This window comes from Ensifer sp. M14 (assembly GCF_003355565.1).
Taxonomy (GTDB): Bacteria; Pseudomonadota; Alphaproteobacteria; order Rhizobiales; family Rhizobiaceae; genus Ensifer.
The window spans coordinates 2,749,315-2,772,814 of record NZ_QJNR01000004.1 but is presented as its reverse complement, the minus strand read 5'-3'; the positions used below and the strand labels follow the sequence as shown (position 1 = coordinate 2,772,814).

Below are 23,500 nucleotides of genomic sequence, written 5' to 3'. Positions count from 1 at the left end.
ACAAATGACGGTCGCTGGCGTTGTCCTTGGACAAGGCACGGAGGGACCCGATCATGATCTTCAAGAAGCGCACATTCCACGGGATGGAGCCTGAGCGGACGGCGGGTGATCAGCCGGCGGAGCTCGAACGCCGCGTTGCTCACGGCCTGGCCGTGACACCGGGGCTCGATGCCGCCGATGTCATTGTCATTTGCACAGGAAATACGATCATGCTCTCCGGTCACGTCGCCACCCAAGCAGAGTGTGCACGCGCCGAAGAAGCCGCTAGGCTGACAGAAGGTGTCGCCGAGGTCGTCAACCGTATCGAGGCGGCAGAGGTCAGGCAGAGCTAGTTCAGATAGAGCCGAGCGTCCAACCGACGATCTCAGACGCGACGGTGGCGAATGCCTGGTCGAGCGCCCTGATGAAAGCCGGATTGCCGGTGCCCTTTACGCCGGCGGTGGCGCGGAACGCCTTCTGAGCCCGCACCGTGCCGTTCCTGTCGTTGACGATCTTTGCGAAGATTTCGACGACGGCTGTGTCGGCGCCTTCAGTCGATATTTCGAAAGAGCGGATTTCGCTGATCACCTGGTAGTCGATCGCCAGTCCCTCGCCCGGCTTGCCGACGCCGCCGACCTTGCCGGTATTCTCGAATGCCTGCACCAGTTTTGCCTGAACCATGCGTGGCAGGCGGTCGCTCCATTGTGCCTTGGAGAGGTACTGCAGCTCCGACCCGGAAAGGCGGATGACGATCTGATCGCTGTCGAGCGCCTTCAACGCCGTGGGTTCGGGCACGAGGATCTGCTTGCTGGTCGCCGCGCGGCCTTCGACAACGGGTGACGAGGAAAGGCTGAACGTGTCGTTGACGGCGGCACCGGCCCCGCAACCTGCCAGCAACGCAGCCAGCGTGAAGATCATGGCGGAGCGTTTCGCTCCCGTCTTACGCACACACACCCGCCCCGGAAAATTCATACTGCCCAAACCCTTGTCCAATACGCAGCACCTTAGAGCGCTCGCTATTGAAAGCAACCCGCCTAGCCCCGCACCGGATCTGTCTTACCTGATTCACCGTCGGGTGCGACCATCATATTGCTTGACCGTTTCGCCGCCGAAGAGAAGGCGCTGCGGATTCTTGTCGAATGTCGAAATCGTATTCTCGAGGCTCTGCACGGTGCGGCGCGTATCGCTCACCAGCGCCTCGACATCGCGAAGGCCTCCGCCGGAGAACCGCTTCAGATTGTCGGCGATCGGACCGATCTGGGCATTGAGGTTCTCGGCCACCTTGCGGAACGATTCGAGCGTCGTGCGCGCCTCGGCCGACAGCGACGGCGCGTCCGCATCGCCGAGGAAACCGTCCACCTTGACCAGAATGCTGTCGACCCGGTTCGAGGCTGCGTTGAGCTTGCTCGCCATCTGGGTCACGTCGGTGATAGTGCGATCGATGTCCTGCCGGCGCGCGGTGATCTTCTCGGCAAACTGCGTGATGTTGGCGACTGCCTTGCGGGCGTCGGCGCTTGCGGCCGAAATGTCGTTCACAACCAGCTCGACCTTCTGCTTGTCGACGGCGGCCACCAGCGTGTCAACGCGCTCGAGCGTCTTCTGCGCGTTCTTGCCGAACTGGTCATAGGTCTCGACCGTGCGCTTGAACGCCGCAATGGTCTCCGAAACGCCGCCCGAAGCTGCCTTCAGGTCGTTGCTCATCTGCTCGACATTGCTGACGATGCGATCGATCTTCTTCGGGTCCACCGACTTCACCAGCACATCGGCCGAAGCGAGCGTCGAATCGAGCTTCTTCGACGCGGCATTGATCGATGCCGAAAGCTCGGTCACACTCTTCAGGAAGTCATCGATCGCGCCGGAATTGTCGGCAAGCGCCTTGGAAAATTTCTCGGCATTGCTGATTGTCCCGGTCAAGGGACCGCGCACGTCCTTGACGAAACCCTGAATGTCGGTGATCGCGTCGTTGGCACGGTCCATGATCTTGTCGGCTGTCGCCAAAAGGCTGGTGACGCTCGACTGGTCGGCGAGAATGCGCGCCTGGGTGCCGTTCTCGATGGCATTTCTCAGAATATTCTCGTCGCCCTTGTTGCCGCCGCTGAGTTCGATGTAGGCGGCACCCGTCAGGCCCTGCACTTCCAGCGTCGCCTTGGTCGATTTCAGCACGGGCGCGTCGATGGAGACTTCCGTTACCGCGATCGAATAGCGCGGGTCGTTGGCGTCGATCGCCAGATTGCGGACCGAGCCGACGGGAATGCCGTTGAAGCGAACAGGCGAGCCGACGGAAAGCCCGTTGGCGGAGCCCGGAATGTTGACGACCAGCTCGACCATTTCGCCGCTGCGGCCATATTGCGACATCCAGTAGACGAAGCCGAAGGCTGCCGCGATCACGAACACCGTGAAGAAACCGACAATGGCGTAGTTCGCTTTAGTTTCCATTCGTTCCGACTACCTCAGTGGCCATCCTATCGGCCGTTCTTCTGCTCCAGACATCCGGGAAACATCCCAGGCTGCCCGCCGGTTCCTCGGCGCTATTCGTCGTGACGCACGATCGACCGCGCCCGTTTTCCCCGGAAATAGGACTGCACCCAGGGATCGTCACAGGCCAACATGTCCTCGACCGTCCCCTCGACCAGAACCTTCTTGTTTCCGAGCACCGCGATGCGATCACAGACCGAAAACAGGCTGTCGAGGTCGTGAGTCACCATATACACGGTCAATCCGAGCGTGTCGCGCAGCTTGGCGATCAACTCGTCGAACTCGGCCGCACCGATCGGATCCAGGCCCGATGTCGGCTCGTCGAGAAAGACGAGATCGGGGTCGAGCGCCAGCGCCCTGGCAAGGGCCGCGCGCTTGATCATGCCGCCCGAAAGCTCGGATGGGTACTTGTCGGCCGCCTCGGGCGCCAGGCCCACCAGTTCGATCTTCACGCGCGCCAGTTCGTCCATCAGGCTCTGCGACAGGTCGAGATATTCGCGCATCGGAACCTGGATGTTTTCGCGCACTGTCAGCGCCGAAAAGAGCGCGCCATGCTGGAAAAGCACGCCCAGACGCATGTCGAGCGCGATCCGGTCGGCCTCCGACATCTTGTCGTATTCCGCGCCGAGGATCTCGATCGTCCCGGAGCGCTTGGCAAGAAGCCTGAGGACCGTACGCATCAGTACCGACTTGCCGGTGCCAGACGCCCCCACGAAGCCGAGGATTTCTCCGCGATAGATCTCGAGGTTGAGCTTGTCGAGCACGATATGGGAGCCGAAGCCGACCGTCAGGTCGCGCACGGACAAGACCGATTCATGGCCGTTCGCGGCGTCTGGCTGTCTTTCTGTGGCTGTTGTGTCCATCGTCCCATCCGCCTCAAAATTCGATTGCTGCGTAGAACATGGCAAACAGGCCATCGATCAGGATCACCACGAAGATCGATTTGACCACCGAGGAGGTCACGTGCCGGCCGAGCGATTCGGCGCTGCCGCCCACCTTCAACCCTTCGACGGCCGCCACCACACCGATGATCAGCGCCATGAACGGCGCCTTGATCATGCCGGCCGCAACCGATGAAAAATCGACGGCCTCCTGCAGCCGTGCCAGAAAGGTCGCAACCGTGATGCCAGAATAGGTCCAGGCGACCAGCGCCGCACCGGTCAGGGCTGCGAAATTGGCGATGATGGTCAGGAGCGGCAAGGCGATCGTCAGCGCCACAAGGCGCGGAAACACCAGGACGCCGACGGGGCTGAGGCCCATGACCTTCAGCGCGTCGACCTCTTCGCGCATCTTCATTGAACCGATTTCGGCGGTAATCGCGCTGCCCGAACGCCCGGCGATCATGATCGCGGTCAAGAGCACCCCGATTTCGCGAAGTTGCAGGATACCGACGAGATCGACGACAAAGACTTCAGCGCCAAAGTAGCGCAGCTGAAATGCACCCTGCTGCGCAATGATCGCGCCGATCAAAAAAGACATCAGCATGATGATCGGCACGGCCTTGACACCCATGCGGTCGATCTGGTGGACAATTGCCGCCGGCGAAAGACCACTGTGCCGGCCGAGCTTGAGCTGCGCGCCGCGCACCGCCGAACCGAGAATGTACATCGCCGCGACGATATCGTTCCAGGTGGCGATCATCACCTCGCCGACCGGCGCGAACAACCGCTGAAACAGCGGAATGGTCTCGCTTTCGTCTTCCGGTGTGGGCAGTTCCGCAGGCAAGGCACCGATCAGTTCGACGTAGCGTTGGCCGCCGTCCACGAACTGGATCCCATCCTCCTTGGGCCCGGCGATCTTCGTCATGAAGCGCCGAATGATCCAGGCCCCCGCCGTATCCATGGAGGTGACACCCGACAGATCGAACTGCCTGACGCCGCCACCCTTGCGCGCAAGCTGGTCCAGCTTGGCAGCCATGGCTTCGGCGGTCTCGTGCCGCCAGACGCCTGAAAAGACGTACGTGCCATCAGAGCCTCCGGCCTCTCCGCCGAGCGCGACATCCGCAACGATCTTGGTCTGGGAACGCGTCACCTGGTCTCTGTCATCCCGATTTGCTAACCGCTCTTAAAAGCTTGCTCCGTCATAACGGCTCACATCCTTGATGTCATCCGGACGAAGCCGGTAACATCAAGACCTAAGCGCCAGATAAGCCCCGTCGGAGAAGATTTCATGTCAACTGTGCTCGAAGCGACAACCGAAGACTTCCCGATTGCGGGCACTTTCACGATTTCACGCGGCTCGAAGACCACCGCGAGCGTGGTGACCTGCCGAATCACCGCGGACGGCAGCAGCGGCTGGGGGGAATGCGTGCCCTACGGCCGTTACAACGAAACCATTGCCTCGGTCCTCGCGGAGATCGAAGCCATTCGCCCGCAGATCGAACAGGGTCTGACCCGCCCACAGCTGCAGTCGGCGATGAAGCCGGGCGCTGCCCGCAACGCCATCGATAGTGCGCTGTGGGATCTGGAGGCAAAGAAGAAGGGCAAATCCGTCCATGCGCTTGCTGGTCTTTCCTCACCTGGAACATTGACGACGGCCTATACGCTCTCGCTGGCCGAGCCGGAGGAAATGCGCAAACAGGCCGCACACTATGCCCACCGCGCCCTGCTCAAGATCAAGGTCGGGACGTCGGACGATGCCTCACGCATCCGCGCCGTGCGCGAAGGCGCCCCGGAGAGCCGCATCATTCTTGATGCCAATGAGGGCTGGACGGCTGAGACCCTCGCCTATCACTTCGCGATTTGCGCCGAGCAGCGCATTGACCTGATCGAGCAGCCGCTGCCGGCCGGCCGCGACCAGGCGCTCGCCACGATCGCTCGCCCCGTGCCCGTCTGCGCCGACGAGAGCGTACATGCGACCGGCGACCTCTCCGCTCTCGTCGACCGCTACGACGCGGTCAACATCAAGCTCGACAAGACAGGCGGCCTGACGGAAGCCCTTCGCATGCGCGATGCGGCAATGTCGCTCGGCCTCAAGGTGATGGTCGGCTGCATGGTCGGGACCTCGCTCGGCATGGCACCGGCAATCCTGGTGGCGCAGGGCGCGGATTTCGTCGACCTCGACGGCCCCCTGCTTCTGGCGCGCGACCGCACGCCGGGCCTGCGCTACGAGGCCTCGCTGGTCTTTCCGCCTGAGCCGCGCCTCTGGGGCTGAAGGTAACGGGCGGTCAGGGCAAAGCAACAGCCGGCAAAGGCGACCACCGACATCGAATAGAACCCGTTCACCCCGTACCAGGCATAGAGATAGCCGGACAGGAACGTGAAGATCGCCGTGAAGATGCCGGTGTAGAAGAAGTAGAGGCCCTGGGCAGAAGCCTCCTGCTCCTCGACCACGCGCTCCACCAGCTTGTTCTGCATGCCGGTGTGCATGATCGCATAGGTGAAGGCGTGAAAGCACTGCAGCACGAAGTATCCGGAAAAGCCAAGATCCATCGGGAAGATGATCCAGCGCAGCACGGCCAGGAAGCAGCCGGACAGGATCATGGTCCAGACGCTGAAACGCCGAATGATCGCCTTGGCGAAGATGAACATGGTCACTTCGGCGGCAACGCCCGCGCTCCAGAGAATGCCGATCTCGGTGCCGCTATAGCCGATATGCTGCCAGTAGATCGCCGAGAAGGCGAACAGCATGGCGTGGCTGGCGTTGACCAGCGTCACGCCGATCAACAGCAGTTGCAGATCGAGCTGGCGCAAGGATTTTGGCGGCGGTTCGGTCAAGGCCGTGATCGGTGACGGACGTCGCGGCCGGCCGACCTTCGGCGCCGCAAAGGCCATCACGATCGTCAGGCCAAATCCGATCGCCATCGCCGGCAGCACCATGTCGCCGCCGAAGATGCCGATCAACCAGCCACCGAGCATGGTTGCGCCGATGAAGGCAACGGAACCCCAGAGCCGCATCTGGGCATAGTCAAAGCCCCAACGCCGGACACCGGAAAGCGCGATCGCTTCGACGATCGGCACATAGGGCGAATAGACTGCCGACTGCAGCGTGTAGATGATCAGTATCGGCCAGAACTCTCGCGCGTAGAACAGCACGAATGCCGTCGCCAGCGACAGGAAGCCCGACCAGATCAGGACGATCGTGCGCTCTCCGAGCCGGTCGGCGATCACGCCTGCGATTGGCGCCGTGAAGACGCGCACGAACATCGGCAAGGCCAGCACAACGCCGATCTCGAAATCGCTCATGGAAAGCGTCGTCAGCCAGACCGGAAAATACGGCATGGCGAAACCGTTGACGATCAACGGAGCGCAGAAGAGCAAGGCGGTGCGAAGCGTAAAATAACGCGGCGGAGGGCCCACGGCAGCGGGCGCTTGGGAGGGAATCATGGCAGGACCTGATGGCTATGGGCCAGCAATAGCATAGCCCACCGCAGGATCGCTATAACCTAGATTTCGCTACACGCCACGCTTGCGCCTTCCCGGCTTGCGTGCATCACGCGGCCCGCTGCGTCAGCAACTGCGCCAGCAGCCGTTCGGCATCGGCCGTTCCCTCGGCTTCAGTGGCCCCGCCACGCATCTGATGCCAGGTGATCAGCTCCATGGTGCCGTCGTGGTGCTCGGCGATCGCCGTGCAGCTTTCGACCCAGTCGCCGGTATTGATGTAGCGGATATCGCCGATATCTTCGATGACGGCATGGTGGATATGGCCGCAGATCACCCCTTGCGCGTCGTGGCGTCGCGCCTCATCGGCAACCACCTTCTGGAACTCGCCGATGAAGTTGACCGCGTGTTTCACCTGCAGCTTTGCCCAGGATGAAAACGACCAGTAGGGCATGCCGAGCCGGCGGCGAACAGCCGCCAAGCCGATATTGATGGCGATTGCCGTGTCGTATGCCCAGTCACCGAGATAGGCGAGGATGCGGGCATTGCGCACGACCACGTCGAATTCGTCACCATGCAGTACCAGATAGGTGCGGCCGTCGGCACCCTTGTGCATGTGGCGCTGCGCGACTTCGATGCCGCCGAAGTGAACGCCCGGAAAATCGCGCATGAATTCATCGTGATTGCCGGGGATGTAGATGATGCGCGTACCCTTGCGCGCCTTGCGCAGCAGCTTCTGGACGGCGTCGTTGCAGTTCTGCGGCCAGTACCAGCTGCGCTTCAGCCGCCAGCCATCGACGATATCGCCGACGAGAATGATGGTTTCCGCCTCGTGATACCGCAGGAAATCAATGAGAAAGTCCGTCTTGGCTGCCTTGGAACCGAGGTGGACGTCGGAAATGAACAACGTCCTGAGATGTCTTACGGAGTTGTCTTGCGGCGCCGCCATCATACCAGCCTCGTCTTGATTGAGCCTTCTGGGGCCCGTCAAAACCAGACTCGTGTTTCAGGAAGATGACATGGATGCCGGCCGCTTCGTCGCACTGGCCGAAAAGAACGGCGCAAAAACTGTACGTGGTCCGCAATTCATGCCACAAGGCCACGTCCAAAAAAGAGGAATGCAGACTATGAGCACGGGCGACAAAACCAAATCCCACACCGGTCCGGCCAGCGGCGACATCGACCAGCAGGCCCTTTTCTTCCACCGTTACCCGCGCCCGGGGAAGCTCGAAATCCAGCCCACCAAGCCGCTCGGCAACCAGCGCGACCTCGCGCTCGCCTATTCGCCCGGCGTGGCCGCCCCCTGCATCGCCATCCGTGACAACCCGGAAACGGCCGCCGATTATACGGCGCGCGCCAATCTCGTCGCCGTCATCTCCAACGGCACGGCCGTTCTCGGCCTCGGCAATATCGGTCCGCTTGCCTCCAAGCCGGTGATGGAAGGCAAGGCAGTCCTGTTCAAGAAATTCGCCGGCATCGACGTCTTCGACATCGAGATCGACGCTTCGAGCATCGAACGCATGGTCGACGTGATCTCGGCGCTGGAGCCGACCTTCGGCGGCATCAACCTGGAAGACATCAAGGCGCCGGAATGCTTCGAGGTCGAGCGCCAGCTGCGCGAAAAGATGCAGATCCCCGTCTTCCATGACGACCAGCATGGCACCGCGATCATCGTCGCCGCCGCCATCCTCAACGGCCTGGAACTGGCCGGCAAGGACATCGCCAAGGCCAAGATCGTGACGTCTGGCGCCGGCGCAGCAGCGCTCGCCTGTCTCAATCTGCTGGTCACGCTCGGCGCCAAGATCGAAAACATCTGGGTGCACGACCTCGAAGGCCTCGTCTACAAGGGCCGCGAAGTGCTGATGGACGAATGGAAATCGGTCTACGCCCAGGACAGCGACAACCGCGTGCTTGCCGACAGCATCGGTGGCGCCGACGTCTTCCTCGGCCTTTCGGCTGCAGGCGTTCTGAAGCCGGAATTGCTGGTGCAGATGGCCGAAAAGCCGCTGATCATGGCGCTTGCTAACCCGACGCCCGAGATCATGCCGGAAGCTGCCCGTGCGGCGCGCCCGGACGCCATGATCTGCACCGGCCGTTCGGATTTTCCCAACCAGGTCAACAACGTGCTCTGCTTCCCGCACATCTTCCGCGGTGCGCTCGACTGCGGCGCAAGCACGATCAACGAAGAAATGAAAATGGCGGCTGTGCGCGCTATCGCAGGCCTTGCCCGCGAAGAGCCGTCCGACGTCGCTGCCCGTGCCTATTCCGGCGAGACACCGGTCTTCGGCCCCGATTACCTGATCCCCTCGCCCTTCGATCAGCGCCTGATCCTCAGGATCGCGCCTGCCGTGGCCAAGGCTGCCGAGGAAAGCGGCGTCGCCAAGCGTCCGATCCAGGACTACGACGCCTATCTCGACAAGCTTAACCGCTTTGTCTTCCGCTCGGGCTTCATCATGAAGCCGGTCTTTGCAGCTGCCAAGAATGCGCAGAAGAACCGCGTAATCTTTGCCGAAGGCGAAGACGAGCGCGTGCTGCGCGCAGCCCAGGTGCTGCTCGAAGAAGGCACGGCCCGCCCGATCCTGATCGGTCGTCCGCAGATCATCGAGACGCGTCTGCGTCGTTACGGCCTGCGCATTCGTCCTGATGTCGATTTCGAAGTGGTCAACCCAGAGGGCGATCCGCGCTACCGCGACTACGTCGAGGATTACTTCGCCCTCGTCGGCCGTCTCGGCGTCATTCCGGAAGCCGCACGTACGATCGTGCGCACCAACACCACGGTGATCGGGGCGCTTGCCGTCAAGCGCGGCGAAGCCGATGCACTGATCTGCGGCGTTGAAGGGCGCTACAGCAAGCACCTGCGCGACGTCTCGCAGATCATCGGCAAGCGTGAAGGCGTGCTCGACTTCTCGGCACTCAGCCTCTTGATTTCGCAGCGCGGCGCCACCTTCTTCACCGACACCTATGTCAGCTATTGCCCGAGCGCCGAGGAAATCGCCCAGACGACGGTGATGGCGGCGCAGGAAATCCGCCGCTTCGGCATCACGCCGCATGCGGCTCTGGTCTCGCATTCGAACTTCGGCTCACGCGATTCCGAAAGCGCCACCAAGATGCGTCACGCACTGCAACTCGTGCGCGAACTTGCGCCCGACCTGGAAGTCGATGGCGAAATGCATGGTGATTCGGCCATCTCCGAAGTACTGCGCCAGCGCGTCATGCCCAACAGCACGCTTTCGGGCGAAGCCAACCTGCTGGTCTTCCCGAATCTCGACGCCGCCAACATCACGCTCGGCGTCGTCAAGACGATGACGGACAGCCTGCATGTCGGACCGATCCTGCTCGGCTCGGCGCTGCCGGCGCACATCCTGTCGCCGTCCGTCACGTCGCGCGGCGTCGTCAACATGGCAGCACTCGCTGTCGTTGAAGCCAGCCATCCGGGCTGATGGCGTTTTGCAGGGCCGCCATACCCGGCGGCCCTGTGTTTCTCAGGCGATCCAGGCAACAACCATTGTTTGTAGGATCGACAATCCACAGCAAATACGGATGACGGTTCTGGACAAAAGGTGAACCCCCAACCATTGTGGGGTTCAGGGCAAGAATCGGTGTTGTGGCATGACTGAACAACAGGCTGTCCTCGACATGCTGGAAATCCTGGAATGCGGAGGCTGTGTCGAGCCGGCCCATTTCTTTACGTTGATGCGACGTACATTTCGCATCGCTCATCTCCTTTATCTTGAAGCCGAGCCCTATGCCGACGAGCTCAAGATCTGCCGCCTGCACCACACGTTCGGTGCCTATGCGGCGGAGCTCTACCTGACGCGGGAGCTCTATCGCATCGATCCTATCCTCAAGCTGGCGCTCGGCGGCGTTAGGCCGGTGGAATGGACAACCGCGCGGGATCGCTTTCCCGAGTGCGAGCCGTTGTTCAAGACCGCCGAAGAGATCGGACTTTCCAGCGAAGGCGTCGCCCTGCCGCTGCCCTCGCCGGCTGGACGGATGGCGTTGCTTGCCATCAACGTCAACATGTCCTCGGCCGAATGGTCGATCTATCGGCGCAATCATCTGCGCGACTTCCAGCTTGCCGCCAACCTGTTTCATGCCGGCATGCTCGAGAACGCGGCCATGACGAGTGGGGCGGCGGCGCGCGATATGCGCCTGACCGGCCGTGAAACCGAGGTTCTCACTTGGTCGGCAGCCGGCAAGAGCTATTGGGAGATCGCCACCATTCTCGGCATTTCCGAGCGCACCGTGCGTTTCTTCATGACCAATGCCCGCCGCAAGCTCAACGTCGTTTCCAACACGCAAGCGGTGGCGCAGGCCGTCCGCCACGCGCTGATCCCGACGGTTTGATCCGGGCAAGAGCCGCTCCCCCCTGCGCTCTTCCGGAAACCCATCGAAATTTAGAGTAAAAAATCCGTTACCGGTACTGTCACTAGTGCCAGTTTCTTCTCCGCCGCCGGACTGACAGCATCACGCCATCCCCCAAAGACAAGGATGGAGAGAACGATGATCAGGATCCTCAACGGCAGGACACGCGGACAGCACCCACAGGCCATCGACGAGATGTTCAAGTTGCGCAAGCGCGTCTTTCACGACTTCCTGAAATGGGACGTTCAGACCGATGGGGAATGGGAGATCGACAACTACGACAAGTCGAACCCGCTCTACATCCTGTCCTATTCGCCCGACACCGGAAAGCTGCGCGGATCGTTGAGGCTGCTGCCGACGCTTGGCCCCAACATGCTGGACGATACCTTCCCGATCCTGCTTGGCGACAACCCGGAGATCCGCAGCGCGTCGATCTGGGAGTCGAGCCGCTTCTGCATCGACCCTGAGATTTCGCAGGACCGCGCCTCAAACCAGGTCACGGTCGCTGCTGCCGAACTGATGTGCGGCGTCGGCGAACTCGGGCTTGCCTCCGGCATCAGCCACATCGTTACGGTCACAGACGTCTTCCTCGAGCGGATGTTCCGACGCATGGGTTGCCCCGGCGAGCGCATCGGCGAACCGCACCGGATCGGCTCGGTCTATGCCGTGGCCGTCGCCTGGGAAGTGACACCGTCGCTGCTGAGCGCCATGAAGGCAGTCGCCGCGATCGAAGGCACGGTTCTCGAACGACCGATGTCGCTGGAAACGGCGCGCGCCGCCTGACATCGGATCGGCACCGTCCATTCGACCGAGAGGACGCAGCTGTTAACGCAATGCGAGGCTTGTCGTTGCACACGCAGTGACAAGCCTTATGATAGGGCTGAAACAGGAAATGCCGACGGCGACCGATCCCGGACAACAAGGGTGGCGCCCGCCCGGTTGCAGGAATGGACGTTCGCCCTTGTTCCGGAACATGAAAACCCTTGCGGCGGCGACTTTGCCGCTGCTTCTGGTTCTTGCCGATCCGGCGCTGGCCTCCAGCGTGTGCGACCGCCTGAACACAAAGCTTGCCGAACTGCCCGCGTCGTTCGCCACCACTGCCGATACGCGCGATTACGCGAGCGCAATTTCGAGGCAGAACATCGAACTGCGGCGGGCGCGCAACGATCGCCGCCGTGCCGGCTGCGGCACCGGCAGCGTCGTCGTGTTCAACGGCGGCGACCCGGATATCTGCGCCGATATCAACAGCCTGATCGCCGAGATGGAAGACAATCTCGATATCCTCAAGTCGGAGCGCCAGCAGCTGATCTCCGGCAACGGCGACGACACGCGTCGGCGCATCCTGGCCGCTCTCGAAATCAACGGCTGCTACGGCGACCGCGAGGAGTTCGCCAGCGCCGACCCGGACGAACCCGAGACGCATCGCAACATCCTGCGAGATCTGCCGCCGGAGGAATCCTACGGTCCGTTGCTGCGCGATGATGGTATGAGCCCCTACCCGGCGGAAAGCGGCGTCTATTCCGGCACGCTTCGCACCATGTGCGTGCGCACCTGCGATGGTGCCTTCTTCCCGATCTCGTCCGAGGCCAGTCCTGCGGACTTTGCCCGCGATGAACAGGCCTGTCGTGCCCGCTGCCCGGGCGCCGAAACGGAACTCTTCTTCCACGAGCTTGCGACCGAGGAGAGCGACCAGATGGTCTCCGCCTCGACAGGACGCCCCTACACCGAACTGCCGAACGCTTTTGCCTACAGGACACGTGGCGTCGGCACGCCCGGTATTTGCGGTTGCCAGATCCCGAAGACGGCCGCGACCACACCCAATGCCGGCGACAACCAGTCGTCGATCATCGTCATCGAAGGCAAGAAGGAGGCGGCAGCCCCGGCCGCAAAGGCGGCCGCGGCCGCTGAAGAGCGCCCTTACGATCCCGCCAAGAGCAAGGTGCGCGTCATCGGCCCGACGTTCCTTCCCCAGGAGGAGACGTCGATCGATCTTCGTCATCCAAAGGGCCCAGGGTACCAGCCGGTTCAGAACAACTGATCACGGCGTCTGCCTTCCGGCCTGTTCCCCAGCCCTCCTCGAAGACAAGGTCCTCCAAAGGCAGCCGCTGGCGCCAGCCCTTCACCGCCAGCTCCGGCTCCTGATAGAGGCGGTCGACATAGCCCAGGCAAAGCCAGGCAACGATCACGACATGGTCGGGTATGCCGAGGATCGCCTTGATCTCGTGTTCATGAAAGATACTGACCCAGCCGACGCCAACGCCTTCGGCGCGCGCGGCAAGCCAGAGGTTCTGGACGGCGCAAACGGTGGAATAGACATCCATGTCGGGATTGTGGGTGCGCCCGAGAACGACTGAGCCGCCACGCGTGCGATCACAGGTGACGCAGATGCTCAAGGGTGCCTTGCGGATACCCTCCAGTTTCAGCGAACGGTATTTCGACCGCTGATCACCATCGAACATCAAGACGGCTTCGTCATTGGCCCGGGCAAAAGCCTGCCAAACCCTCTCGCGCGTTTCCGGTTGCCGGACCAGAACAAAATTCCATGGCTGCATGAACCCCACCGATGGCGCCCGGTGCGCGGCATTGAGCAGGCGCATCACCAGATCGTCCGGCAAGGGGTCGGGCAGGAACTGATCCCGCACGTCGCGACGGGTCTCGATGGCACGATAGACGGCTTCGCGCTCGTCAAATGAAAAGGCTTCTGCAGCCGCAAGGCCGCCCTTCGCGTCAGTCAGCATCGTTCGATCCCCAACAATGCACAACCTTCCGCCGTCCGCGCGGGGTTCGGTCTATCTTGCCAGGCCGGTCTTCTGACTTCGGATCAACCGGCCGCCTCACCTTCCCAGATCGAATGAAGATCCAGTGGCAAGATCTTGAGAGAATTCAAGATCCACAGACGAAACCGTCCCCGTCACAGCGTTGGGCACGTTCCGGAATGACACCGGATTCCCGATTCTCCCGCGTCGCGGGCACCTGACGGTCGCATAAGGACACAGCCCATGGGGAATGACAAGCAAGCGCGATGTCACTTGCTCGCCACTCCACAGCACCACACGACAGGCTCAGATTTCAGAGCGCCGCCACCGGATGCGGCGAGCCGTCATAGCCGCCCCAGACCGACTGGTCGAAGCAGATGACCGACCCCGTCATCAGGCCGGATTCGTTTGAGGAGAGATAAGCGCAGGCACGCGCGACTTCCTTAGGGTCGACAAGCCGGCCGAAGGGCTGGCTGGCGGCCGCCTTTTCCAGCCAGTCGGCTGCAGCACCATGAAACTCGCGCTGGATGCGGTCTTCGCCCTCGGAGGCCATCCAGCCGATATTGAGGCCGTTGACGCGAATGCGGTTGCGCAAAAGGGCATAGGCGGTATTCTTGGTCAGCGTCTCCAGCGCACCCTTGGACGAGCAGTAGGCCGCAATGAACGGCTGGCCCGCCATCGCCGACATCGAACCGATATTGACGATCGTGCCCTGTGTGCCCTCCCTTCGCATCACCTTGACCGCCTCCTGCATCAGGAAAAACGGTGCACGCACATTGATGGCGAACATCCTGTCGAAGAGTTCGGGGCTGGTGTCGAGAATGGTGCCGCGGTCGGTGATTGCGGCCGCATTGACCAGTGCATCGACGCGACCGAAGGTGGCATCGCAGGCGCTGACGACCTTGCGCGCATCCCCGACCTTTTCGAGATCCGCCTCGACATAAAGCACCTGCGCGCCGCTCGCCTTGCGGATCTCAGCGGCCTTCGCCTCGCCCTTGGCAACGTTGCGTCCGCAGATGACGATGCCTTCAGCTCCGCGCTCGGCAAACAGGCCGGCAATCGTCGCGCCGAGCCCCTGCGTGCCGCCGGTGACGACGGCGATCTTGCCGTCGAGACGGGCGTATTGTTCGGTCATGAAATTCCTCCCGGGAATGAAGTTGGCGTGAAGACAGGCAATGGTCCCCGCCGCAGGCGCCGGGGACCTGACATATCGATATCTGCCGTTCAGCTCAGCTTGCGCTGTGTCTGCGCGTCAAGCGCTTTGCTGAAATCCGCGGCGCTCCATCCGCCCGCAAGCGCCTCATGCATCAGCTGTGCCTGGGTCTTCGGCGCGAGGCCACCGATCGGGGGATCGCGATCGAGATTGGTCGGGAAAGAATACCCCTCGGCACAGGAGGCAATCGCATTGGCGGCTTCCCCAGCCGACAGCGTGCCGGATGCCGTAAGGGCAGTCAGTGCCGGATACAGTGCTGCGCTCATCTTTACGCGATCGACCGTCTCCATCGCCCGCCCGAAGGCCGAAGACACCTGCAACAGATTGGCGACGCGCTTGATATCGACCGAGCGGTTGCTGCCGGCGGCATGAAACAGCGCCGGATTGAAGAAAACGACATCGCCTTTTTCGAGCGGCAACTGCACATGACGCTCATCGAAATAGGCGCGGAATTCCGGGCGCTTCAGCGCGAGATAGCCGGGTACATAGGTCTGGCTATAGGGAAGGAAGAGTGTCGGGCCGCTTTCGAGCGGCATGTCGCAATGGGCAACTGCACCCTGCAACGTCAGCACCGGTGACAGTCGGTGCACGTGGGCCGGATACTGCTCGATGACATCAGATGTCTGAAAGCCAAGATGGTAGTCGCGGTGGGCAGCCTGCGACGCGCCGCCCGGATTGACCCGATTGACCTGCGCGGTCATCTGGTAATTCGGACCAAGCCAGGCTTCGCTGACGAGCGCGATGATGGCGTTCGCATAATAGGCCGCGAAATTCTCCGGGTTTTTCAGGCAGTGCTTTTCAAGCGAATTCCAGATGCGGTCGTTGGCGCCGGGCTTGGCGAAATGGTCGCCGCCACCGCTGTTGCTGCGGTGCTGGTCTTCGATGATGGCGTTGAAAATGCCGCTGGCGGCATCGATGACCGATGTATCGGCATAGGCGTGCTTGAACACGGCCACACCAGGCCCGGTCGCAAGCGCCTCGCAGATTTCGGCCAGGGCGGCGCGGCGCCCATCAGGGGTCGAGCAGGCGGAAACCAGGCTGGCGCTGTCATAGATCAGCACGTTCTTCTCACAGGCAAGCGCATGCGGATAGTCCGCAAGGTTCGTCTGGCGCTCCACTTCGGCCCTGAACACGTCGATGTCACAGGCATCTTCGCTCAGCCAGACGCGGTCGAGGCGCTGGCGCACAGTGTTGTCGGTCTTCATGTCGTTCCTCCTCAGAAACCTTCCATGTCCCGACTATAGGCGCCGTCAGAACGTGATATAGAGCAGGAATCCATCAAAAAACCATCAGGAAGGATCGCGCGTTGGCTCACCCGTTTCTGGTCAAGGACATCGCCTTTCAGGCCGGGCTCAGCACCGCGACGGTCGATCGCGTCCTGAACGGGCGTTCGGGCGTACGCCAGCAGACCGAAATGCGGGTGAAAGCCGCCATTCGTGAGCTGGAAAAGCAACAATCCGGATTGGAGCTTCAGGGCCAGAAACGGACGATCGACGTGGTGATGGAGGCGCCGCAGCGCTTCACCGAAGCGGTCAGGCAGGCTTTCGAGACCGAAGCGCCGACCTTCATGCCGACGACATTCCGTTGCCGTTTCCACTTCGCCGAGACCATGCGCCCGCACGACATCGCGCAATTGCTGGACCGCATTCGCTTGCGCGGTACCGACGGCGTCGTGTTGAAGGCGCCTGACGTTCCCGAAATCGTCGACGCGGTCGCGCGCCTCGAGCAGGCCGGAATTGCCGTGATCACACTCGTCACCGACCTGCCGAACTCGGCACGCACCGCCTACGCAGGCGCCGACAACCGCGCGGCCGGCGAGACTGCGGCCTATCTCGTCGGCGAACGTTTCTCCGGCACTTCCGCGACCGTGCTGGTGACGATTTCAAGCAGCCGTTTCCGTGGCGAGGAGGAACGCGAGATCGGCTTTCGCCGTGTGCTGCGTGAACATTACCCGGCGATCCGCATCATCGAGATCAGCGAAGGCCATGGCAAGGACACCGAGACGGGCGCCCTTGCAGCAAAAGCGCTTGCGGCGCACGCCGATATCAACGCCGCCTATTCCATCGGCGGCGGCAATCGGGCGGTCCTTGATGCCTTCGAGCGCGATGGCCGCGACTGCGCGCTGTTCATCGCCCATGACCTAGATCACGACAACCTGGTGCTGCTACGCGAACGGCGGATCCATTTCGTCCTGCACCATGACCTGCGCAGCGACGCCCGCATGACCTTCCGCGCCATTCTTGCCCGTCGAAGCGGCATCGATCAGAAGCTGGGCGGCTGCCGGCTTTCCGCCGTTGAGGTCATCACGCCCTACAACGTGCCCGTCGCTTGAGCCGAGTACAGAATCCGCGTCGACGTTCGCCAACATCTCCCTCATTCCTGTGCCTGTCACAGGAATCAATAGCAGTTCCGTAGGAACTGCGGTACCAGGCCAAGTCATTGGGCTGAAGAGCCTTTTGACCTGACGGGCGTCAGCTCGCTGAATTCCGGCACAAGGCAGGAATGAGGGAGAACTGAACGCGCCTCCCGTCAAACGGGCATTCTAAAGCTTTGCCCGCATGGCCAGACCCGCGCTACGCGCGGCATTTTCTCATTCTGGCAAAAGCACGATCTTTCCCGAGAACCTCCGGTCCTCGAGCCGTGCATGCGCCGCCGCTCCGTCCGATAGCGCGAAGGTTTCGATGCGTGGCCGCTCGATCACGCCATCCCGCAATGCCTGGAACAGCCGCCCGGCCCGGCTTAGCCGTTGCTGCCGATCGGTGAGGAAATCCCAGAGATCGCCACCGACGACGGTTTTCGAGTGTTCCATGAGATAGCGCGGATCGACCAGAGGCGCCGGCCCGCCTGCCATGCCGAACGTTACCAGCGTCCCGCGCGAGCGCACCGCTGCGAGACTGTCGAGCAAGGTTATGCCGACCGAATCATAGGCGACATTGACGCCGCCGTCGCTCAAGGCGCGCACTTTGTCCGGCCAGCCCTCGTCATAGCCGAGCGCATAGGCAGCGCCGGCAGCCTTGGCGAGCGCCTGCTTCTCGATCGTCGAGGCCATGGCAATGACGCTGGCACCCCGCGCGATGGCAAGCCGGATCAGCAATTGCCCGACGCCACCGCCTGCGGCCTGGACGAGAACGGTGTCGCCTGGTCGGACGCTGTAGCTATCCTCCACCAGATACTGCGCCGTCAGGCCTTGCAGCAGAAGGGCTGCGGCGGCCTCGAAGCCGACATCGTCAGGAAGCGGGATGGCCCGCTCCAGCGGCACTGTTACCCGCGTTGCATTGGCAAACGGCACGTCGGCAAACCCAATCCGGTCGCCGAGGGCGACGCCTTCGACGCCCTCGCCGATCGCGATCACCTCACCTGCCCCTTCGTAGCCGGCGACGTGCGGCGCCTTGCCGGCAAGTGTGTAATTGCCCTTGCGCCGGTAGATGTCGGCGAAGTTCAGCCCGATCGCCCGCATCGCCAGCTGGATATGGCCTGGTGGCACAGCCGGGTCGGCAACCTCGCGGTAGCTCAAGACCTCCGGGCCGCCGAACGTGTCGAATACCAATGCATGCATGGTTGCTTCCCCCTATCGGATCAAAGTGCGGACGAAATCTTCGCCGAGCCCGACCGACTTACAGTGTGCCGCATACCGGTCGAGCCTGACGAGCACGTCGTCATATCCTTCGGCATTGCCGTCGTCATCGAGATAGACCAGCGGTCCGAACACGTGGAACAGCGCCTTCATGTGGCCGGCCTCCGGATGCACGTAGAGCGTATGGATATCGCCCGCCGGCTCGAAGATGAAGGTGCCGGGGCGTGCGATCCAATCGCGCTCACGATATCCCCAGGTACCCTCCAGCGTCCAACCGGTGACCGGATTGGAATGGCGATGCCGCTCGATCGTGCCAACGCCCTTTGCCTTGAAGATGCTGACCCAGCTCCCGCCGCGCACGTCGAACAGCAACGGCAATGTGAAGGCGCTGTCGCCGAAGGGCAGCCAGCGCCGCTCATCGGCCTCCGCATCGGCAACCAACAGCTCGTCGACCCCATATCTGCTTTCCTGAATGTTGATCACAGTTCGTCCTCCCGTTAAGTTTCACAATTGGGATTTATCTACTATAGTGGATTTCGTCAACAGAATTGAGAATCGTCGATTTTGCTCGTATGTATTTGCCAAGGAGACGCCATGCCGAATCTAACCATTACCCGCCGCCCGGCCGAACAGCGATTGCGCTCGAGCGAGGAGCGTCCGACCGAACTCGGAGCGCGCGTGAAGGAGCTCAGGATCGCACGCGACTGGACGCTCGAAGAGGCGAGCCAACGCATCGGTCTGTCCCGTTCGGCCCTGTCAAAGATCGAGCGCAACGAGATGTCGCCGACCTTCCACGCCATGCAGAAGCTGGCGGCCGGTTTCTCGCTCGATCTCCTGAGCTTTCTCGCTTCCGGCGAATCGAGCCCGCCGGCAGGTCGGCGCAGCATCACCCGCAAGGACGATGGCACTCGCCATGAAACGCCGAATTATGGCCTGCGGCTGTTGATGGAAGAGGTGCGCAACACCGCCTTCATGGTGGTCGAAGTGCTGGTCAGGGCACGGGCGCTCGACCAGTTTCCCGATTGGGACCGGCACGACGACGAGGACTTCATGTATGTTCTCGACGGCGAAATCACCCTCTACACCGAGCACTACGCACCGGCGGTGCTGAAGAGCGGCGACGCCGTCTATTTCGATGCACGCCTCGGCCATGCCTGTATTTCGACCAGCGACAACGACGCCAGGCTTTTGTGGGTGACGGCTCCGCTCGGTGGACGCTTCAGCCGCTCGGACGAAGACCATGGCGAAGCAACAATGCCGGCTTGAAAACTCAGCCGGCGTGGCGCCTTGACACCTCTGCGTTCAGCGCAATCTTGTCTTCCGGGGAAAGGTCGTCGGCCGTCTGGACACGGTTGCGCCCGCGTCTCTTGGCGAGATAGAGCGCTTCGTCGGCAGCGGCGAGCAGCGCGCGGGCGGTGCTGCCGTGCATCGGCGCAAAAGCCAGGCCCACGCTGCTGCCGACGCGCAACATCTGCCCCTCGAATTCGATCGGCGTCTGCGCATCGATGACAAGGCCGGCGGCCACGGCCGATACATCTGCTGCCTTCCCTGACGAACGCTGGATGACCGCAAATTCGTCACCGCCCAGGCGGGCAACGGTCCCGCGCACACCGACCCGCCGGCGGTATCGTTCGGCAATCGCCATCAACACCGCGTCACCCGCCGCATGCCCATGCCGGTCGTTGACCGCCTTGAACTCGTCGAGATCGGCAAAGATCAGCGCGAACGGGCGGTCTTTGACGTCGAGGAGAGCAGCGGCGAGCGCATCGTCGAAGCCGCTGCGATTGAGAAGCCCGGTGAGGCGGTCATGTTTTGCCATGTAGAGGTTTCGCGCCTCGCTCTGCTGCAGGGCGGCAAAGACACTGGAAAACCTGAGAGCTACGAAGGCCATCAGCAACGTTGCCAGGATCGCGATGCCGATGACGCTCGGCAGGATTTCCGTCCGGACGAAGCCGCCGGGCGATTTGGGCGTCCAGGCCACGACCAGGCAGGAGTTGTCTGTGCACCGACCGACGGAGACGTGTACGCTGTCGGCCGGAAGCTGAGACAGCGGAACGAAGGCAAGGCCAGTCACCCCAAGCTTTGCTTCGATCTCCCGCAGCGACCGCGCCGTCAGCGGACGAACAGAAACCATGAACGCCGGTTTGCGGCGCGCGGCGGCAAGCTGCAGTGTTTCCGGGATCACCGCCTGGACGACGGCGATGCTCATCTGCCCTTGAATCTCTCGCATATCCACCGCGTGGATGCCGGGCACGATCGGCGTGACCGATTGGCGGTCGGGCTTGGGGATATCGAGCGTATAGGCGCCACCGTTGTTTCTCAGGGCATTGTCATAGCGGCGGCGTGCCTCGTCGAGCAGATCATCGACATCGCGAAGCGGGCTATCGGCCGCCTTTGCGGGGATGGCCAGACCGTCTTTCAATGCGGTCGAAACATGTCCATCTGCATCGCTGAAGATCAGCCAGGAGAAACCGTAATCCTCCCAGAGCCACCCGGCCAATTGTTCTGCCACGAAGGCGTCACTCAGGCGTCCAGTCGCAAGTTCGTCGTAGGTGTCGTCCCAGAAGGAGACCTGCGCCTGGAATTGCACGGCGGCTTCCATCTGGTGCCGCAATTCGTTGGTCACCAGCCTGCGCTCTGCCGAAAGGCCAAAGCGATCCGCCTCGACGACGGAGCGATTGAGAACGAAGAGGAGGCTGGCGATCGTCAGGATCGCGACCAAGATACAGGCGGCATGGATTGCCCAGACCGCCCTGTTTCGCTTCGGTTGCCGAAACTTTTGCTCGATCACGCCAACGCCCCCTCGCCGGACCAGCCGTCAACGGCGAAGGGTGGCACCGATCAGACGCCACCCTAAAGATCAAAGCAGAAATTTAGTTTAAGCAAGCTGGTATTGAAAGCCTTAAAGACTTCAACCGCCTAGTAAAAGCCGGCAATCTGCAGTCGTACGACTGTTAGTTGGACTTCGGCGCCGGACGCAACAAGGAGATGATTTCATCGTTACCTTCGTCGCGCGCCAGATCACGGATCGAGCGCGTGCCGGTACCATCGCGCAAGTTGGCATTCGCGCCTTTTTCGAGCAACAGCTTCACCACCGAGGGTCTGTTGTTGGCGACGGCAATGGCAAGCGGCGTCATCCAGTCGCTTTGCGGGTTTGGCCTCCCACGCCCGCGGAATTGGCCGAAGGGCATGTCGAGCAGTTCCGGCTTTTCATCGACGATCTCCATCACCCGCTCACCCTTGCCGAAGGCAGCGGCAGCAAACAGGTCGAGCGACTGGCTTTCGAGGAAACGAACCATGTCGCCCTTGCCGTTATACTCGGCCCAGCCGATCGGCGGTGCGTGATGATACGGGTCACGCGCCATTGCGTTGGCTCCATGCTCAAGCAGCAGCTTCGCCATGTCGATATGGCCATGCAATGCCGCCTCGTGCAGCGGCGTTCGCGACGTCATGCGGTTGACGTCGAAACCGAGAGACAGCATCAGCGCCGCCTGGACCTCATGGTTTTCACCCGCAGCCTCGTGCAGGATCGCTGGATGCGCGGCCTGCGTGCGTGAAACGAGCGTTCCATCCCCGGCGACCAGCGCCTTGGCGGCCGTCACATCTCCCTCGGCAATCGCCCTCGCCAGGCGATCGACATCGGTGAGTTCCGCAACCGTGGCGCCGTGAGCGACCAGATATTCGGCAAGGGACGCATGCCCGCCAAGCACCGCCCATTGGTAGGGTGTGCGTCCCTTCACGGTTCGGTTGACGTCCGCTCCGTGCTCGACCAGCAACCGCACGCGCTCGGCCATTCGCTTCTCCAGCGCCCAGGCGAGTTGATAGTCGAAAACCGTCTGACTGTTTTCGATCAGATCTCCATCCTCGCGCACCAGCCAATTGTTCCTGTCCTTGGCGCTCAACCCGTGGCGCAGCAACAGCTCAAGGCAGGTATTGTCGGGCTCGAACATGCGGTTGTAGAGCGCCTGACTGTCGTTGGCCCTGGCGCCGGCCTTGAGCAGCAATTCGGCGAAGGCACTGCAATCGGGATGTTCCGGTTGCCGCTCCTTGCCCGCTTCGCCCTGGCCGAAGACGCCCGTCAGCGCGGTAAAGCGAAACTGCCCGTCATCCATCCAGAACGGATTGGCATCGGCACCACGCGCGACAAGCCGCTCCGCCGCCGCCAGCGAAGACCGCCCGGGAACGCGAGCATAGGCTGCATACAGCAGAGGTTCCCAGTCGTAGGGGCCACCACGCTTGCCGGCGAGATTCGGATCCTGATCGAGCCAGCGGTCGATGGCGTCGCCATCTCCGAGCGCGGCGGCAACGTGAATACTTTCACCCGCAATTTCAGGATGCTCTTCGAGCAGAGCTTTCGCCTGGGCATACCGCTCAGGATCGGCGGCTATGTCGCCGAAGTAGGACACGGTCGCAAGCGCCAGGAAACGGTTCGCAAGCTGTTCGGTCGAAGGTTTGCCCGACTGGGCACGTTCGAGATGCGTTTTCAGCCGGGTCCAGCTGGAAAAGCCGAACTCCCGGGCGATGACCAGTTGGGCATCTTGCAAGCCGATCGCGGCCGGTTCGTTGAAATAGGGCAGCGTTCGCTGGCGTGCAGCGGCATCGCCGGCCTTCAGGGCTTTGTGAAAAGCCTTGGCCTGCTTGCGGATGGATTCGAGGGTAGCATTCGCGGGAAGATCGCGCGTGATCATGAAAGACCTCCTTTCATTCACGTCCGGTATCCGCGCCCACAGACTGAAAAGAGGTGTGGCAACCAAGTTCAGTGAAACAGGTGGGACTGGCCCTTCCCGCGGATCGGGTGCGCCCTGCGAACGACGAGATC

At 62.1% G+C, this 23,500-nt stretch carries 21 protein-coding genes and 1 riboswitch; of the genes, 8 read left to right on the top strand and 13 right to left on the bottom strand.

What is annotated here, in order from left to right:
* Positions 1 to 53 precede the first annotated feature (53 nt).
* Positions 54 to 332: a BON domain-containing protein gene (locus BLJAPNOD_RS13365; RefSeq protein ID WP_077503665.1), complete on the top strand. Its 279-nt coding sequence runs from the start codon at positions 54 to 56 to the stop codon at positions 330 to 332.
* A gap of 1 nt (position 333) precedes the next feature.
* On the opposite strand, the gene BLJAPNOD_RS13360 is transcribed toward BLJAPNOD_RS13365, so the two are convergent.
* The 4 genes from BLJAPNOD_RS13360 to BLJAPNOD_RS13345 all read right to left on the bottom strand — a co-directional run bounded on the left by BLJAPNOD_RS13360 (position 334) and on the right by BLJAPNOD_RS13345 (position 4,485).
* Positions 334 to 951 carry an ABC-type transport auxiliary lipoprotein family protein gene (locus tag BLJAPNOD_RS13360; RefSeq protein ID WP_115420166.1) on the bottom strand — a complete coding sequence of 206 codons (618 nt, stop codon included), beginning with the start codon at positions 949 to 951 and terminating at the stop codon, positions 334 to 336.
* A 93-nt stretch (positions 952 to 1,044) separates the two neighbouring features.
* A complete protein-coding gene (locus tag BLJAPNOD_RS13355) occupies positions 1,045 to 2,415 on the bottom strand; it encodes an MlaD family protein (protein WP_115420165.1) in 1,371 nt (456 codons plus the stop codon).
* A 92-nt stretch (positions 2,416 to 2,507) separates the two neighbouring features.
* Positions 2,508 to 3,317, bottom strand: coding sequence for an ABC transporter ATP-binding protein (locus tag BLJAPNOD_RS13350; RefSeq protein ID WP_077503668.1), 810 nt, complete (start codon positions 3,315 to 3,317; stop codon positions 2,508 to 2,510).
* Positions 3,318 to 3,330: 13 nt separating this feature from the next.
* Complete coding sequence (locus BLJAPNOD_RS13345; RefSeq protein WP_115420164.1) at positions 3,331 to 4,485, bottom strand: ABC transporter permease; 1,155 nt, start codon at positions 4,483 to 4,485, stop codon at positions 3,331 to 3,333.
* A gap of 138 nt (positions 4,486 to 4,623) precedes the next feature.
* On the opposite strand from BLJAPNOD_RS13345, the gene dgcA reads away from it, so the two are divergent.
* A complete protein-coding gene (gene dgcA / locus BLJAPNOD_RS13340) occupies positions 4,624 to 5,607 on the top strand; it encodes an N-acetyl-D-Glu racemase DgcA (RefSeq protein WP_115420163.1) in 984 nt (327 codons plus the stop codon).
* On the opposite strand, the gene BLJAPNOD_RS13335 is transcribed toward dgcA, so the two are convergent.
* Entirely contained in the window at positions 5,559 to 6,779 is a 1,221-nt protein-coding gene (locus tag BLJAPNOD_RS13335; protein WP_077503671.1) for an MFS transporter, read from the bottom strand. The two genes, dgcA and BLJAPNOD_RS13335, sit on opposite strands and share 49 nt — an antisense overlap.
* Before the next feature lie 106 nt (positions 6,780 to 6,885).
* Positions 6,886 to 7,725, bottom strand: coding sequence for a UDP-2,3-diacylglucosamine diphosphatase (locus tag BLJAPNOD_RS13330; RefSeq protein WP_077503672.1), 840 nt, complete (start codon positions 7,723 to 7,725; stop codon positions 6,886 to 6,888).
* A 175-nt stretch (positions 7,726 to 7,900) separates the two neighbouring features.
* Between BLJAPNOD_RS13330 and BLJAPNOD_RS13325 the strand changes: the two genes are divergently transcribed.
* The 4 genes from BLJAPNOD_RS13325 (at position 7,901) to BLJAPNOD_RS13310 (ending at position 13,176) form a co-directional block, all read left to right on the top strand.
* Entirely contained in the window at positions 7,901 to 10,213 is a 2,313-nt protein-coding gene (locus BLJAPNOD_RS13325) for an NADP-dependent malic enzyme (RefSeq protein WP_115421283.1), read from the top strand.
* Positions 10,214 to 10,382: 169 nt separating this feature from the next.
* Complete coding sequence (locus BLJAPNOD_RS13320; RefSeq protein WP_115420162.1) at positions 10,383 to 11,120, top strand: LuxR family transcriptional regulator; 738 nt, start codon at positions 10,383 to 10,385, stop codon at positions 11,118 to 11,120.
* A gap of 156 nt (positions 11,121 to 11,276) precedes the next feature.
* Complete coding sequence (locus BLJAPNOD_RS13315; RefSeq protein ID WP_077503674.1) at positions 11,277 to 11,921, top strand: acyl-homoserine-lactone synthase; 645 nt, start codon at positions 11,277 to 11,279, stop codon at positions 11,919 to 11,921.
* Positions 11,922 to 12,111: 190 nt separating this feature from the next.
* Positions 12,112 to 13,176: a DUF2865 domain-containing protein gene (locus BLJAPNOD_RS13310; protein WP_115420161.1), complete on the top strand. Its 1,065-nt coding sequence runs from the start codon at positions 12,112 to 12,114 to the stop codon at positions 13,174 to 13,176.
* Here BLJAPNOD_RS13310 and bluB read toward each other — a convergent pair.
* From bluB to BLJAPNOD_RS13295, 3 genes are all read right to left on the bottom strand, one after another.
* Positions 13,085 to 13,876, bottom strand: coding sequence for a 5,6-dimethylbenzimidazole synthase (gene bluB / locus BLJAPNOD_RS13305; protein WP_115420160.1), 792 nt, complete (start codon positions 13,874 to 13,876; stop codon positions 13,085 to 13,087). The genes BLJAPNOD_RS13310 and bluB overlap by 92 nt on opposite strands.
* Positions 13,877 to 13,920: 44 nt before the next feature.
* Positions 13,921 to 14,130, bottom strand: a riboswitch (cobalamin riboswitch).
* A 77-nt stretch (positions 14,131 to 14,207) separates the two neighbouring features.
* The gene (locus BLJAPNOD_RS13300; RefSeq protein WP_115420159.1) at positions 14,208 to 15,029 is read right to left on the bottom strand and encodes an SDR family oxidoreductase; all 822 of its coding nucleotides are present in this window, start codon (positions 15,027 to 15,029) and stop codon (positions 14,208 to 14,210) included.
* Positions 15,030 to 15,118: 89 nt separating this feature from the next.
* Positions 15,119 to 16,312, bottom strand: a complete 1,194-nt coding sequence (locus BLJAPNOD_RS13295) for a phytanoyl-CoA dioxygenase family protein (protein WP_115420158.1) — start codon at positions 16,310 to 16,312, stop codon at positions 15,119 to 15,121.
* 101 nt (positions 16,313 to 16,413) lie between these two features.
* Here BLJAPNOD_RS13295 and BLJAPNOD_RS13290 point away from each other — a divergent pair, with 101 nt between their 5' ends.
* The gene (locus BLJAPNOD_RS13290) at positions 16,414 to 17,439 is read left to right on the top strand and encodes a LacI family DNA-binding transcriptional regulator (protein ID WP_115420157.1); all 1,026 of its coding nucleotides are present in this window, start codon (positions 16,414 to 16,416) and stop codon (positions 17,437 to 17,439) included.
* A 258-nt stretch (positions 17,440 to 17,697) separates the two neighbouring features.
* Here the strand turns inward: BLJAPNOD_RS13290 and BLJAPNOD_RS13285 are convergent, their stop codons facing one another.
* Positions 17,698 to 18,663: a quinone oxidoreductase gene (locus BLJAPNOD_RS13285; RefSeq protein WP_115420156.1), complete on the bottom strand. Its 966-nt coding sequence runs from the start codon at positions 18,661 to 18,663 to the stop codon at positions 17,698 to 17,700.
* Between the two features lie 12 nt (positions 18,664 to 18,675).
* Positions 18,676 to 19,164: a 2,4'-dihydroxyacetophenone dioxygenase family protein gene (locus tag BLJAPNOD_RS13280; RefSeq protein ID WP_115420155.1), complete on the bottom strand. Its 489-nt coding sequence runs from the start codon at positions 19,162 to 19,164 to the stop codon at positions 18,676 to 18,678.
* Between the two features lie 111 nt (positions 19,165 to 19,275).
* On the opposite strand from BLJAPNOD_RS13280, the gene BLJAPNOD_RS13275 reads away from it, so the two are divergent.
* Entirely contained in the window at positions 19,276 to 19,947 is a 672-nt protein-coding gene (locus BLJAPNOD_RS13275) for an XRE family transcriptional regulator (protein WP_115420154.1), read from the top strand.
* A 4-nt stretch (positions 19,948 to 19,951) separates the two neighbouring features.
* Here the strand turns inward: BLJAPNOD_RS13275 and BLJAPNOD_RS13270 are convergent, their stop codons facing one another.
* Positions 19,952 to 21,472, bottom strand: a complete 1,521-nt coding sequence (locus BLJAPNOD_RS13270; protein ID WP_115420153.1) for a diguanylate cyclase — start codon at positions 21,470 to 21,472, stop codon at positions 19,952 to 19,954.
* A 163-nt stretch (positions 21,473 to 21,635) separates the two neighbouring features.
* The gene (locus tag BLJAPNOD_RS13265; protein ID WP_115420152.1) at positions 21,636 to 23,369 is read right to left on the bottom strand and encodes an ankyrin repeat domain-containing protein; all 1,734 of its coding nucleotides are present in this window, start codon (positions 23,367 to 23,369) and stop codon (positions 21,636 to 21,638) included.
* Between the last annotated feature and the right edge of the window lie 131 nt (positions 23,370 to 23,500).

Coding starts and splice junctions, on each gene's coding strand:
- BLJAPNOD_RS13310 (WP_115420161.1), top strand. CDS start 12,112: ATGAAAACCCTTGCGGCGGCGACTTTGCCGCTGCTTCTGGTTCTTGCC.
- dgcA (WP_115420163.1), top strand. CDS start 4,624: ATGTCAACTGTGCTCGAAGCGACAACCGAAGACTTCCCGATTGCGGGC.
- bluB (WP_115420160.1), bottom strand. CDS start 13,876: ATGCTGACTGACGCGAAGGGCGGCCTTGCGGCTGCAGAAGCCTTTTCA.
- BLJAPNOD_RS13315 (WP_077503674.1), top strand. CDS start 11,277: ATGATCAGGATCCTCAACGGCAGGACACGCGGACAGCACCCACAGGCC.
- BLJAPNOD_RS13300 (WP_115420159.1), bottom strand. CDS start 15,029: ATGACCGAACAATACGCCCGTCTCGACGGCAAGATCGCCGTCGTCACC.
- BLJAPNOD_RS13365 (WP_077503665.1), top strand. CDS start 54: ATGATCTTCAAGAAGCGCACATTCCACGGGATGGAGCCTGAGCGGACG.
- BLJAPNOD_RS13335 (WP_077503671.1), bottom strand. CDS start 6,779: ATGATTCCCTCCCAAGCGCCCGCTGCCGTGGGCCCTCCGCCGCGTTAT.
- BLJAPNOD_RS13325 (WP_115421283.1), top strand. CDS start 7,901: ATGAGCACGGGCGACAAAACCAAATCCCACACCGGTCCGGCCAGCGGC.
- BLJAPNOD_RS13275 (WP_115420154.1), top strand. CDS start 19,276: ATGCCGAATCTAACCATTACCCGCCGCCCGGCCGAACAGCGATTGCGC.
- BLJAPNOD_RS13355 (WP_115420165.1), bottom strand. CDS start 2,415: ATGGAAACTAAAGCGAACTACGCCATTGTCGGTTTCTTCACGGTGTTC.
- BLJAPNOD_RS13295 (WP_115420158.1), bottom strand. CDS start 16,312: ATGAAGACCGACAACACTGTGCGCCAGCGCCTCGACCGCGTCTGGCTG.
- BLJAPNOD_RS13320 (WP_115420162.1), top strand. CDS start 10,383: ATGACTGAACAACAGGCTGTCCTCGACATGCTGGAAATCCTGGAATGC.
- BLJAPNOD_RS13360 (WP_115420166.1), bottom strand. CDS start 951: ATGAATTTTCCGGGGCGGGTGTGTGTGCGTAAGACGGGAGCGAAACGC.
- BLJAPNOD_RS13350 (WP_077503668.1), bottom strand. CDS start 3,317: ATGGACACAACAGCCACAGAAAGACAGCCAGACGCCGCGAACGGCCAT.
- BLJAPNOD_RS13330 (WP_077503672.1), bottom strand. CDS start 7,725: ATGATGGCGGCGCCGCAAGACAACTCCGTAAGACATCTCAGGACGTTG.
- BLJAPNOD_RS13285 (WP_115420156.1), bottom strand. CDS start 18,663: ATGCATGCATTGGTATTCGACACGTTCGGCGGCCCGGAGGTCTTGAGC.
- BLJAPNOD_RS13265 (WP_115420152.1), bottom strand. CDS start 23,369: ATGATCACGCGCGATCTTCCCGCGAATGCTACCCTCGAATCCATCCGC.